Source organism: Polaromonas sp. P3_C2 (genome assembly GCF_056402675.1).
On record NZ_JBFUGX010000043.1, the window covers coordinates 1 to 11,699 of the forward strand.

An 11,699-nucleotide genomic window follows, 5' to 3' on the forward strand; every position below is an offset into this window, starting at 1 on the left:
ATCACACGCAGCCCATAGGTGGCGGCATAAGGCTCAGCCACCTCGCGCGGCACCACGCTGATGGCCAGGTTGGCGCGCACCACGCGCAAGGCGGCCTCGAAGTTGGACACGATGACGCGGTGGACAACGACCTTGCCCTTGAGCGCTGCAGCCCGCAAGAGCAGCACCTGCACAGCACTGTGCGCGGGAAGGCTGACATGCTCGAAATCCAGCGTCTGCTCAAAGTGCAGGGTTTTCTCGCCTGCCAGCGGGTGCGACGGGTGGGTCACGATGGCCAGGTGGTCGGTGCGGTAGCTGCGCGACTGCAGGCCGCTCAGGTCGGCAGCGTCCCAGCAAATGCCGACCGAGGCCACACCCTCCTTGATGCCGCGAATCACATCGGGGCTGACGCGCTCTTCCATGTCGACCTGGATGTCATGGTGCGCCGGCTCCTGCAAAAAAGCCGCCACGTCGTCGGCCAGCGACTCGGCCATGACAGAAGCCGTGGCCAGGATGCGCACCTGGCCGCGCACGCCCTGGGCATAGGCGGCCATGTCGCGTTCAATGCGCTCGGCGCTGGCCAGCATGGTGCGCGCGTGCTCCAGCAGGCTTTCGCCAGCAGGTGTGGGCTCCACACCGCGGCGGCGCCGCACCAGCAGCGGCGTGCCGACGGTGTCTTCGAGCTGGGCCAGCCGCTTGCTGATGGCCGAGCCGACGATGTTGGCCTGCTCGGCCGCGCGGGCAATGCTGCGCGCATCACACACTGCCGCGAACAGCCGCAGCGTGGTCATGTCGAGGTCTCTCATGGGCGGCTCCTGGGTACACGTACAACTCGCCTGGAAAAGCGGCGCAGATTTGATATTCCCAATCGGAACGTCAGTGCTTCCAAAATTGACCAATCAAACCCTTTGGGAAATTCTAAACTGCAGCTGCGCCCCGAAAATGAACAGACGACAACGGAGACAACAGTGAACCTGCCTTCAAGGCCTGCCCTCCCCCGGCAGGCAACGATCCGTGAAGTCGGCCTGCGTGACGGCCTGCAAAGCATTGCCGCCGTGATGCCGACCGCGCACAAGCTGGAGTGGATCCAGTCGGCCTACGACGCCGGCCAGCGCGAAATCGAGGTTGGCTCTTTTGTGCCGGCGCGCCTGCTGCCGCAGCTGGCCGACACCGCCGGGCTGGTGGCCTTTGCCAAAACACTGCCCGGCCTGGTCACATCGGTGCTGGTGCCCAACCTCAAGGGCGCCGAACGCGCCATCGAAACCGGCGCCGACCTGATGCTGCTGCCGATTTCGGCCAGCCACGCCCACAGCCTGGCCAACCTGCGCAAGACGCCCGATGAGGTGGTCGAGGAAATCGCCCGCATCCGCGAACTGCGTGATGCGTCGGGCTCGCCCATCGTGATCGAAGTCGGCATGAGCACGGCCTTTGGCTGCACGCTGCAGGGCCGGGTCGAGCCGTCCGAGGTGCTGCGGCTGCTGCGCGCCGTGCTGGACGCCGGTGCCGACCGCGTGGGCCTGGCGGACACCGTAGGCTATGCCGACCCGGAAATGGTGCGGCTGTTGTTTGAGCAGGCTTTTGAGGTGGCCGGTGAGCGGCTTGACTGCGGCCACTTTCATGACACCCGCGGACTCGGCATGGCCAATGTGTATGCCGCGCTGCAAACCGGCGTGACGCGCTTTGACGCCTGCCTGGCCGGCATAGGCGGCTGCCCGCATGCGCCCGGCGCCAGCGGCAACGTGGCCACCGAAGACCTGGCCTATATGCTGGCCAGCATGGGCATTGAAACCGGCATTGACTTTGACAAGCTGATGGCGCTGCGCACCCGGGTGGCGGGCTGGCTGGAAGGCGAAACCCTGCACGGCGCGCTGTGGCGTGCGGGCCTGCCCAAAACCATGCGCCTATCTGCTGCCTCCGCTGCCGCTGCGGCCTGAACTATTTTTCTTCCGGAACACTGCATGCAACCCATCCCCGAATCCACCACCCCACAGCCGCTGGCCGGCTTGCGCGTGGTGGAGTTCACCCACATGGTCATGGGCCCCACCTGCGGCATGGTGCTGGCCGACATGGGCGCCGAAGTCATCAAGGTCGAGCCCATCGACGGCGACCGGACCCGCCGCCTGCTGGGCGCCGGCTCGGGCTTCTTTCCGCTCTTTAACCGCAACAAGAAAAGCATCGGCATTGACCTGCACGACCCGGTGGGCGCCGAAGTGGCGCGCAAGCTCTGCGCCAGCGCCGACGTGGTGGCCGAAAACTTCAAGCCCGGCACCATGGCCAAGTACGGCCTGGACTACACCGCGCTCAGCGCCGTCAACCCGCGCATCATTTACATCAGCCACAAGGGCTTTTTGCCCGGCCCCTATGACCACCGCACCGCACTCGATGAAGTGGTACAGATGATGGGCGGCCTGGCCTACATGACGGGCCGGCCCGGTGACCCGCTGCGCGCCGGCACCAGCGTCAACGACATCATGGGCGGGCTCTTCGGCGCCATCGGTGCGCTGGGCGCGCTGATCCAGCGCGGCATTAGCGGCAAGGGCATGGAAGTGCAGTCGGCGCTGTATGAAAACAATGTCTTCCTGATGGGCCAGCACATGCTGCAGTACGCCATGACGGGCAAACACCCGGCCCCCATGCCCGCGCGCGACAACCCCTGGGCCGTGTACGACGTGTTCACGGTACGGGACGGTGAACAAATCTTCCTGGCGGCCGTGAGCGACGCGCAGTGGCAAACCTTTTGCACCGTGCTGGGGTTTCCCGACCTCAAGGCCGACCCCTCGCTGGCCACCAACAACCAGCGCGTGGCGGTGCGCCCCGCCCTGCTCAAGGACCTTGCGGCGCGGCTGGCCCCGCGCAGCGCCGGCGAGCTTTCAGCCATGATGGAAAAAGCCGGCCTGCCGTTTGCCCCTATCCGCAGGCCCGAAGACCTGTTCGACGACGAGCACCTGCTGGCCACCGGCGGCCTGGCCGACGTGCGCCTGCCCGATGGCCCCAAGGCCGGCCAGATGGTAAAAACCACGCTGTTCCCCATCACCATGCAGGGGGAGCGCCTGGGGGTTCGCCTGCACCCGCCCACGCTGGGTGAGCACACCCGCGAGCTGTTGGCARGCCTGGGCTACAGCGCAGGTGAAATGGATGACCTGCACCGGCAAGCGGCAGTCAGTTGAGGCAGTGAGTTGAACCTGCCGGCCGATTTGCGCGACTCACGACAACGAAGGAGACAAAATGACCCCCAAGATGAAGATGATCCGCAGTACCGATACCTCAGCCTTGAGCAACAAACCCGCAACCCGGCGCCAGGCTCTCCGGGGGCTGGGCACCCTTTTTGCCGGCGGCGCCTTTCTGGCATCGCCACGCAGATTGCTGGCCCAGACCACCGACAAGGTGGTGCGCTTCATCCTGCCGGTGGGCGCCGGCTCGGGCGTGGACACCATCGTGCGAACGGCCAGTGTTGCGCTGGGCAAGGCGCTGGGCAACCCGGTGGTGATTGAAAACCAGCCCGGCGCAGGCGGCATTGTCGGCACGTCCGCGCTTGTGAAGGCTGCCCCCGACGGCATGACGCTGAGCGTGGTGTCCAACAACCACGTGATCTACCCCAGCGTGTACAAGTCGCTGCCGTTCGACCCGGTGGCGGACATCACGCCCATCACCGTCATTGGCACCACGCCGATGGTGCTGGTGGTGAACCCCGCCAAACTGCCAGCCATCAATGTGAAAGAACTGGTCGCCCTGCTCAAGGCTAAACCCGATGCCTACAACTATGCGTCGTCGGGCAACGGCACCATCCTGCACCTGGCCGCGCAGATGTTTCTGGACGAAGCACAGGTCAAGGCCAAACACATTCCCTACAAGGGCGTAGGCCCCATGGTTGCCGACATGATCGGCGGGCAGGTGGACATGGGCGTGCTGGCGCTCCCTGCCGTGCAGGCGCACCTGAAGAGCGGCGCCTTGCGCGCCATCGGTGTGGGCGGCAGCGCCCGTTCACCCGCGGCGCCCGACATTCCGACCATTGCGGAACAAGGCCTGCCCAACTACAACATGGAAGGCTGGTTCGCGGTGATAGGCCCCGCGAAGCTGCCGGCGGCCGACGTCAAACGCATCCACGACGCGGTGGTTGCCGCCTATGCCACGCCCGAAGTGAAGGAAGCCATGCTCAAGCAGGGCAACACCATCAACCCCGGCAGCCCGGAAGCCGCCGCGCAGTACTTTCGCAGTGAACTGGTGAAGTACGCGCAGCTGGTGAAAAAGGCGGGCGTCGAACTGCAGTAAGGCACACACACAGGCGGCCGCCCTGCTGTTCATCACAACGGGACGGCCCTGAATTTGCTATGGTTTTAATAGCTGCTTGCGCCCGTCAATAAAGCGCCAGGCAGCAATTTTGCAATCAACCCGCCCTGGCATGCCTACAGCTTGGCGATGGACACTTCGGTCGACTTGACCAGTGCCACCACCTCACTGCCGACGGCCAGCTCGAGCTGGTCGACCGACCGCGTGGTGATGACGGAGGTGACGATGCCCCAGGGCGTTTCGACGTCGAGTTCAGACACCACGTCACCGCGGATGATTTCTTTCACGCGGCCGCGGAACTGGTTGCGGACGTTGATGGCTTGGATGGACATAAAGGTTCTCCTGGAACTTGGGTAAAAACGTTGAACTGAAAATCGATGAATTCAGTGGCCTGAATTCAGCACCGGCGGGCGGCTCAGCTCAGACGCTACATCGCACCCGCGAAAAATGCACAGGCTCAAAGCCCGTGGTGGCCGGCATCCGGAAGCTTTCCGCCAACAGCGTCAGCACCGCATCGTCCAGACGCACGGTGATCTCGGGCCCCACTTCATAGCGCTTGTCGGCCGACTTCGGCACCTGCGAATCGGTGGCATATACGCCCGGCAGGATGTGGCGGGCCGCCAGCGCCTGCAGCACCGGGCGCAGGGCGTAGTCCATCGCCAGCATGTGGTGGGGGCTACCGCCGGTGGCCAGTGGCAGCACGGTTTTTTCCTTCAGCGCCGTTTGCGGCAGCAAGTCAAGCAGCACCTTGAGCAGGCCGCTGTAAGCCGCCTTGTAGACCGGCGTGGCCACCACGATCGCACGCGCGCGGGCAATCTGGTCAATCGCCTTGACGATGGCCGGATGGCCCCACTCAGCCAGCAGCAAGGCCTGGGCCGGCAGCTCGCGGATGTTCAACCGGTCGACCACCACGCCGCCCCGCAGGGCCAGCCTGTCGCTGACGGAGTCAAGCAGCGCCGCCGAGCGGGACTGTTCGGAAGGACTGCCGGCAATCAGCAATACGGATTGTTGCGAGGACATTATTTGTGGAGCTCTCTGAGTTGCATTGATTACCAAGCGGCGTGTGCCAGCTCTCCCATTCCAGTGCCGGCGCGGAACCGGCTCAGCCGGGCCGCAGCGGGCGCCCCCTTGGGGGGAGGCGGCCAGAGGCCGCTTCGGGGGGGCCTATTTCCTGGTATAGATCTGGTCGAACGAGCCGCCGTCGGCGAAATGCTCTTTATCAGCCTTGGCCCAGCCGCCGAAGGCCTGGTCGATGGTGAACAGGTTCAGCTTGGGAAACTGCTTGGCGTACTTGGCAATGGCTCTTTGCGAAACGGCCGGGCGGTAGAAGTTCTTGCCGGCAATGTCCTGGCCTTCTTCAGAGTAGAGGTACTTCAGGTATTCCTCGGCCACAGCACGGGTGCCCTTCTTGTCGACGTTCTTGTCGACCACGGCAACGGCGGGCTCGGCCAGGATGCTCAGGGAAGGCGCGACCACGTCAAACTTGGCGCCGAATTCTTTTTCGAGCAAATACGCTTCGTTTTCCCAGGCGATCAGCACGTCGCCCTGGGCACGCTGGGCGAAGGTGATGGTGGAGCCGCGGGCGCCGGTGTCCAGCACCGAAACGTTGCCATAGAGCTTGGCGACAAACTCCTTGGCCTTGGCGTCGCTGCCGTATTTGCGCTTGGCGAATTCCCAGGCGGCCAGGTAGTTCCAGCGGGCGCCGCCCGAGGTTTTAGGGTTGGGCGTGATCACGTTGATGCCGGGCTTGATCAGGTCATCCCAGTCCTTGATGCCTTTGGGATTGCCCTGGCGCACGGCCAGCACGATGGTGGAGGTGTAGGGCGACGAGTTGTGCGGCAGCTTCTTTTGCCAGTCGGCCGACAACCAGCCGCCGTTTTTGACCAACGCGTCGGTGTCGCCGGCCAGGGCCAGCGTGGCCACGTCGGCGTCCAGGCCGTCAATGATGGAGCGGGCCTGCTTGCCGGAGCCGCCGTGCGACTGCTTGATCGTCACATCCTGGCCGGTCTTGGCTTTCCAGTATTTGCTGAAGGCCGCGTTGTATTCGACATAAAGCTCACGGGTTGGGTCATACGAGACGTTGAGCAGCGTGACGGGCGCTTGCTGGGCCTGGGCGGTCAGCAGTGACCCTGCCAGCGTCAAACCCAAACCGGCCGCCACGGCAGTGCGGGCGGAAACATTGATAAAGTTGCGGCGTGAAGTCATGGTTGCTCTCTTTTCCAAAAAATTGCGTGTAAATGCGAACAAAATGGATTCTGGAAGCAGACCTTAGAAACTGGAACGAATAAAAAATCAGTTCTTTATTCCACAAACATCCTTAGACATCTCAGCTACAACTTAGCCCTACGAAAGAACTACCCCATGGCACGCCTCGTCAAATGCATCAAACTCGGCAAAGAAGCCGAAGGCCTGGACTTCCCGCCCTACCCCGGCCCGCTAGGAAAGCGCCTTTGGGAAGAAGTCAGCAAGGAAGCCTGGGCGGAGTGGATGAAGCAGCAAACCATGCTGGTCAATGAAAACCGCCTGAACCTGGCCGACGCCCGCGCCCGCCAGTACCTGGCACGGCAGATGGAAAAACATTTCTTCGGCGACGGCGCCGACGCAGTGCAAGGCTACGTCCCACCCACGACACCCACGCCCTGACCTGACCGCATGCCCGAGCGCATTGAGTGGCTGGACGACGGCACCGCCGGCGGCAGCCCCTACAGCCCGCGCTTTGGCGACCGCTACCGTAGCGAGCTGGGCGGGCTGGATCAGGCTAAAGAAGTCTTCCTCAAGGGCTGCGGCCTGCCTGGGGCCTGGGCCGGTCAGCCGCAATGGACTGTTCTTGAAACCGGCTTCGGCCTGGGCCTGAATTTCCTGGTGACCTGGGCCGCCTGGAAGGCCGACCCGAAGCGCCCTGGCCTGCTGCATTTCGTCTCGACTGAAGCCTTTCCGGCGAGCGCCGAAGATGTGCTGCGCAGCGCCAGGACCCATCCTGAATTGYTGCCTTTCGCCGAACAGTTGCAGCGCCAGCTATGGGGGCTGCTGCCGGGCTTTCACCGGCTGGTGTTTGAAGGCGGCCAGGTCTTGCTGACGCTGTGCATCGGCGACGCCAAGGCCATGCTGCGCGAGCAGTCGTTTGAGGCAGATTCGGTCTACCTGGACGGCTTCAGCCCGCAGCGCAACCCGGACATCTGGGACGTGCACACCTTCAAGGCGGTAGCCCGCTGCTGCCGGCGCGGCACGCGTATAGCCACCTGGACAATTGCGCGCAGCGTGCGCGACGCCTTGGCGCAATGCGGATTTGTGGTGAACAAGGTACCGGGCATTCCGCCCAAGCGCGACAACCTGCAGGGTGAGTTCAACCCGGCGTGGGAGCCGAAAAAAACACATCCCTCGCCCACACGCCGGCCACCTGCCCGCTGCGTGGTGATTGGCTCTGGCCTGGCCGGCGCGGCCGTGGCGGCCAGCCTGGCGCGCCGCGGCTGGCAGGTCGTGGTGCTGGATGCTGCCGAAGAGCCCGCCACCGGGGCGTCCGGCCTGCCCGCCGGCTTGCTGGCGCCGCATGTCTCGCCCGACGACAACCCGCTCTCGCGCCTGTCGCGCCATGGCATTCGTGCCACGCTACAGCAAGCTGAGGCCTTGCTGCAGGCCGGTGACTGGGGCCGCACCGGCGTGCTGGAGCACGCGGTGGAGCACCCGCGCAAACGGCCCGAGGCGTGGCAAACAGACTGGGTCGACGCCGCTAGCGACTGGACAGGGCCAGCCGACGCCGACAAGCTCRGGCAATGCGGCCTGCCGCCGGATACGCCCGCGCTGTGGCATGCGCGGGCCGGCTGGATCCGGCCGGCCGCCCTGGTCGACGCCTGGCTGGCGGGGCCGGGTGTGCAATCGCACGGCCGATCAATAGTGAACCGCCTGAACCAGGCCTCGGGCCAATGGCAGGTTCTGGATGCGCAGGGCCGGGAGTTGGCTCGCGCCGAACTCGTGGTGCTAGCTGCCGGTTATGCCAGCCTGGAACTGGCAGCCGGCGCCGGTACGGACAAGGCTGGCGAACTGGCATTGCAGGCCATCCGGGGCCAGGTGAGCTGGGGCCTGCACGAGCCCGGCGCGGTCGGCGCACTGCCGCCCTTTCCCGTGAACGGCCATGGCAGCCTGGTGCCCGCGGTGCCCCTGCCCAGCAAGGCCGGCGGCGTGGCCTGGGTCATGGGCTCCAGCTTTGAACGCGACAACACCCAGGCCGAAACACGGCCCGAGGACGACCAGCACAATCTCAGCCGGCTGCAAACCCTGCTGCCGCAAACCGCCCGTGCACTGGCCGCACAGTTTGAGCCAGGGAAGGTTCAGTCCTGGGCGGGTGTGCGCTGCGCTACACCCACCCGTTTACCCGCTTTGGGTCCGCTGGAAGAAAGCCCGGGCCTGTGGGTGTGCAGCGGCATGGGGTCGCGCGGGCTGACGTTTGCCGCGCTTTGCGGGGAATTGCTGGCGGCGAAGCTGCACGCCGAACCTTTGCCGATTGAACAGCGGCTGGCGGAGGCGCTGGTGCCGCAGCATGCGGCGCCCGCACCGATCGTCAACACCTGAGATTCTTAAGCAAAACAGGGCTGAAACCAAGGGGAACGGGCGCAAGCAGCTATCAAATAGATAGCATTCAAGGCGTAGTGAGCGCCTTCACTCCACGCTGCGCAGCAGGCGTTTGAGCTTTCCGGGGTGCAGCGGTTTGCGCAGGCTGCCGCGCGCGCCGCCGAACCATCCGCGCACGGTGTCCAGCGGGGAGAGACGGTTGCCGGTCAGGATCAGGTAGGCGATGGCAGGGCGCGATGCCTCCACTCGCTTGACCATTTCCCAGGACTCAATGTCGGGGAGCYCCATGTCGAGAATCACCAGCTTGTAAAGATGCGTGTCAATCAGCTTGAGCGCTTCGGTGCCGGTGGTCGCCTCGTCTATCTTCACGAAACCGGCCATGGCCAGCCTGGCACGCAGGTAAAGACGCGCGTCGCGGTCAGCATCCACCACCAACACCTGAGGGCGCTCCGGCAGGGGCTCCGGGGCTTCCAGCGGCGCCGGCGCGGTAGGCGCCTGCGAATCAAAGTCGAGATCGAGGTCCAGCAGCGCAGTGGATTCGGACAGCAGGTCGAGATCCAGGCCCTTCTCACCATGTGCTTTGCCCGGCTGCAGGGCCTGCGCGGCCTGCCGCCGTTCAGCGGCCAGCAATTCGTCCATACCGTCAATCACGGCGGTCCACTGCAGCGGGCGCGGGATCACCAGACGCGCCCTGGCCGGCGGGTTGTCGCCGATCCAGATCAGGGTGAAGTCGTCATTCGCGGGGTTGGCCAGCTCCAGCGCAGCTTCCCAGCTGTCGCCGTCAATCAACGCCATCAAGGCCTCTTCGGGCGCGTCGGGCGTCCAGGGGGTGTAGGCGATGGATCGTGTTTCGGAAATGCGAAACACTGCGTTCAGGGCATGACGCTCAACGTCATCAAACCCGAACACTTTTACAAAAACCCGCTTGACAGCCTCACCACCCGTATTCGTCATTGCGCCCGATTATGGGGGGATCACCGGGGAGGCTTCAAGGAATTCAGCGCCTGCGTTGTCAAAACGTCACTTCATGGCCGCGGCAGGCCGGCGGGCCTTGACATACGCATCGCTTGGCAAATAGGCCTTGCCGTCGGCATAGCGCCATTGCACCATGGTGCCCTTGTGGCCGCGCAGATCCAGCCTGCCCACGTAGGCGCCCATGGTGGACTGGTGGTCAATGGCGCGGAATTCGGCGGGGCCGAAAGGCGTGGAAAACTTCAGTCCGCGCAGCGCCACCACCAGCTTTTCGTTGTCGGTGGAATTGGCCCTGCGGATGGCGGCAAAAATCGCCTGCATGGTGGCGTAGCCCACCGCCGAGCCGACTTTGGGGTATTCGTTGAAGCGGCGATAGTAGTTGGCCGCGAAGCTGGCGTGTTCCCGGGAGTCGATCTGGTCCCAGGGGTAGCCGGTGACGATCCAGCCTTTCGGCGTGTCGTCTTTCAGCGTCTCCAGGTACTCGGGCTCCCCCGAAAGCATGGACACCACTGGTATGCGGGGAAAAATGCCGCGCTGGTTGCCCTCACGGACCAGCCGGGTCAGGTCGGCCCCGAAAGTCGCGTTGAAAATCGCCTCAGGTTTTGCCTGCATGGCCGTCTGCAGCGTCGGGCCGGCTTCTATCTTGCCCAGCGCCGGCCACTGGTAACTCACAAACTCGACGTCCGGTCGCCTGGCTTTCAGCAGCTCCTTGAACACAGTGACCGCGCTCTGGCCGTATTCGTAATTGGGGGCAATCGTGGCCCAGCGTTTGGCCGGCAACCTGGATGCCTCTTCGACCAGCATGGCTGCCTGCATATAAGTACTGGGCCGCAGGCGGAAGGTGTAGCGGTTGCCCTGTTCCCAGACGATGGCGTCGGCCAGCGACTCGCTGGCGATAAACACCCGTCGGCTCGCCTGGGCATGGCCGGCCAGCGCCAGCCCGACGCTGGAGTAAAACCCGCCCGCCAGCACATCCACCCTTTCTTTTGAGGTCAGCTCGACGGCCTGTCGCAGGGCTTCCTCGGGTTTGCCGGCGTCATCGCGCGAGATGACTTCGATCTTGCGGCCCAGCAGGCCGCCGGCCACATTGATTTCCTCGACCGCAAGCTGCCAGCCTTGCCGGTAAGGCTGGGCGAACTGGGGAATGGCGGAGTAGCTGTTGATTTCGCCGATCTTGATGGGAGGTTTCGGGCTGCCCTGGGCGAGCGTCACCGCCGTGGCGCAGGCCAGAAACAAACCACCCATCAGGACGGACTTCATCAATTTCACGGGTTTTCTCCAAAAATGGGCAATTCGGTTAATTTGGCAAGCCCAAAACAGGGCGGCTCATCCGAAAGAGCAGGGACTGTACCAGCGCTTTGTGACGGGTCGGTTGGTGAATGGTCAGCCTCAACGCAAGCCTTATGCCGCTGGCACGAAAAAACCGCCCGAAACCCGCATATTTATTGGCGAATAAGCTTATCTGCATAACGGCAGAACAAATGTGTAGTTTGTTTTTATAAGTCGGGCACTTACATTTTCCCGCTATGCATGAATTTGCCTTTGTATTTGCTGGTTTTGCCGTCGGCCTGGTTGTGGGTTTGACAGGGGTGGGCGGCGGCTCGCTGATGACGCCGCTGCTGATCTTCTTTTTCGGCATCAAACCGCACCTTGCCATCGGCACCGACCTGCTGTTTGCGGCCTTTACCAAGATGGGCGGGACCGTCAGCCTGGCCCGCGCCCGGGTGGTGGACTGGAAAATCGTCGGGCAAACAGCAGCCGGCAGCATTCCGGCGGCCCTGGCCACCCTTTATATGTTGCAGCGCATGGGCCCGGCCAACCCGGCTACGCAAGCCATCATGACCACCACCCTCGGCCTGGCGTTACTGCTGACGGCTGGCGCCACGGCCTACAAG

12 protein-coding genes are annotated in these 11,699 nt (G+C 64.1%); 6 read left to right on the forward strand and 6 right to left on the reverse strand.

The genetic code is table 11. The features are described from left to right. Positions 1-785 (reverse strand): LysR family transcriptional regulator (locus AC1DWI_RS03545; RefSeq protein ID WP_457306739.1); only part of this gene is annotated, 785 nt, incomplete at its 3' end. 162 nt (positions 786-947) lie between these two features. Between AC1DWI_RS03545 and AC1DWI_RS03550 the strand changes: the two genes are divergently transcribed. The 3 genes from AC1DWI_RS03550 (at position 948) to AC1DWI_RS03560 (ending at position 4,248) form a co-directional block, all read left to right on the forward strand. Continuing rightward, positions 948-1,913 (forward strand): hydroxymethylglutaryl-CoA lyase, encoded by a 966-nt coding sequence (locus tag AC1DWI_RS03550; protein WP_477670824.1) that lies wholly within the window; start codon positions 948-950, stop codon positions 1,911-1,913. A gap of 24 nt (positions 1,914-1,937) precedes the next feature. Beyond that, positions 1,938-3,146 carry a CaiB/BaiF CoA transferase family protein gene (locus AC1DWI_RS03555; RefSeq protein ID WP_477724387.1) on the forward strand — a complete coding sequence of 403 codons (1,209 nt, stop codon included), beginning with the start codon at positions 1,938-1,940 and terminating at the stop codon, positions 3,144-3,146. 76 nt (positions 3,147-3,222) lie between these two features. Continuing rightward, a complete protein-coding gene (locus AC1DWI_RS03560) occupies positions 3,223-4,248 on the forward strand; it encodes a Bug family tripartite tricarboxylate transporter substrate binding protein (RefSeq protein ID WP_477671215.1) in 1,026 nt (341 codons plus the stop codon). 134 nt (positions 4,249-4,382) lie between these two features. On the opposite strand, the gene AC1DWI_RS03565 is transcribed toward AC1DWI_RS03560, so the two are convergent. The 3 genes from AC1DWI_RS03565 to AC1DWI_RS03575 form a co-directional block, all read right to left on the reverse strand. After that, on the reverse strand, positions 4,383-4,598 hold the full coding sequence (locus AC1DWI_RS03565) for a TOBE domain-containing protein (protein WP_477670826.1): 216 nt from the start codon (positions 4,596-4,598) through the stop codon (positions 4,383-4,385). Positions 4,599-4,686: 88 nt separating this feature from the next. Further along, on the reverse strand, positions 4,687-5,286 hold the full coding sequence (gene ssuE, locus AC1DWI_RS03570) for an NADPH-dependent FMN reductase (protein WP_477670827.1): 600 nt from the start codon (positions 5,284-5,286) through the stop codon (positions 4,687-4,689). Positions 5,287-5,430: 144 nt separating this feature from the next. After that, positions 5,431-6,471 carry a sulfate ABC transporter substrate-binding protein gene (locus AC1DWI_RS03575; protein WP_477670828.1) on the reverse strand — a complete coding sequence of 347 codons (1,041 nt, stop codon included), beginning with the start codon at positions 6,469-6,471 and terminating at the stop codon, positions 5,431-5,433. Between the two features lie 156 nt (positions 6,472-6,627). Between AC1DWI_RS03575 and AC1DWI_RS03580 the strand changes: the two genes are divergently transcribed. Together AC1DWI_RS03580 and mnmC are read left to right on the forward strand one after the other, a co-directional pair. Continuing rightward, positions 6,628-6,909 carry an oxidative damage protection protein gene (locus AC1DWI_RS03580; RefSeq protein ID WP_477670829.1) on the forward strand — a complete coding sequence of 94 codons (282 nt, stop codon included), beginning with the start codon at positions 6,628-6,630 and terminating at the stop codon, positions 6,907-6,909. 9 nt (positions 6,910-6,918) lie between these two features. Next, positions 6,919-8,832: a bifunctional tRNA (5-methylaminomethyl-2-thiouridine)(34)-methyltransferase MnmC2/FAD-dependent 5-carboxymethylaminomethyl-2-thiouridine(34) oxidoreductase MnmC1 gene (gene mnmC / locus AC1DWI_RS03585; RefSeq protein ID WP_477724388.1), complete on the forward strand. Its 1,914-nt coding sequence runs from the start codon at positions 6,919-6,921 to the stop codon at positions 8,830-8,832. 87 nt (positions 8,833-8,919) lie between these two features. Here mnmC and AC1DWI_RS03590 read toward each other — a convergent pair whose 3' ends face one another. Both AC1DWI_RS03590 and AC1DWI_RS03595 read right to left on the reverse strand, forming a co-directional pair. Beyond that, the gene (locus AC1DWI_RS03590; protein ID WP_477724389.1) at positions 8,920-9,699 is read right to left on the reverse strand and encodes a response regulator transcription factor; all 780 of its coding nucleotides are present in this window, start codon (positions 9,697-9,699) and stop codon (positions 8,920-8,922) included. A gap of 153 nt (positions 9,700-9,852) precedes the next feature. Beyond that, a complete protein-coding gene (locus tag AC1DWI_RS03595) occupies positions 9,853-11,064 on the reverse strand; it encodes an ABC transporter substrate-binding protein (RefSeq protein WP_477671216.1) in 1,212 nt (403 codons plus the stop codon). Between the two features lie 266 nt (positions 11,065-11,330). Here AC1DWI_RS03595 and AC1DWI_RS03600 point away from each other — a divergent pair. Beyond that, the coding region (locus AC1DWI_RS03600; RefSeq protein ID WP_477724390.1) for a TSUP family transporter at positions 11,331-11,699 on the forward strand (369 nt) is incomplete at its 3' end.

Bases quoted from the DNA above. Each gene is read 5' to 3' on its own strand.
- AC1DWI_RS03560 (WP_477671215.1), top strand. From the start codon at position 3,223: ATGATCCGCAGTACCGATACCTCAGCCTTGAGCAACAAACCCGCAACC.
- AC1DWI_RS03565 (WP_477670826.1), bottom strand. From the start codon at position 4,598: ATGTCCATCCAAGCCATCAACGTCCGCAACCAGTTCCGCGGCCGCGTG.
- ssuE (WP_477670827.1), bottom strand. From the start codon at position 5,286: ATGTCCTCGCAACAATCCGTATTGCTGATTGCCGGCAGTCCTTCCGAA.
- AC1DWI_RS03575 (WP_477670828.1), bottom strand. From the start codon at position 6,471: ATGACTTCACGCCGCAACTTTATCAATGTTTCCGCCCGCACTGCCGTG.
- AC1DWI_RS03580 (WP_477670829.1), top strand. From the start codon at position 6,628: ATGGCACGCCTCGTCAAATGCATCAAACTCGGCAAAGAAGCCGAAGGC.
- AC1DWI_RS03595 (WP_477671216.1), bottom strand. From the start codon at position 11,064: ATGAAGTCCGTCCTGATGGGTGGTTTGTTTCTGGCCTGCGCCACGGCG.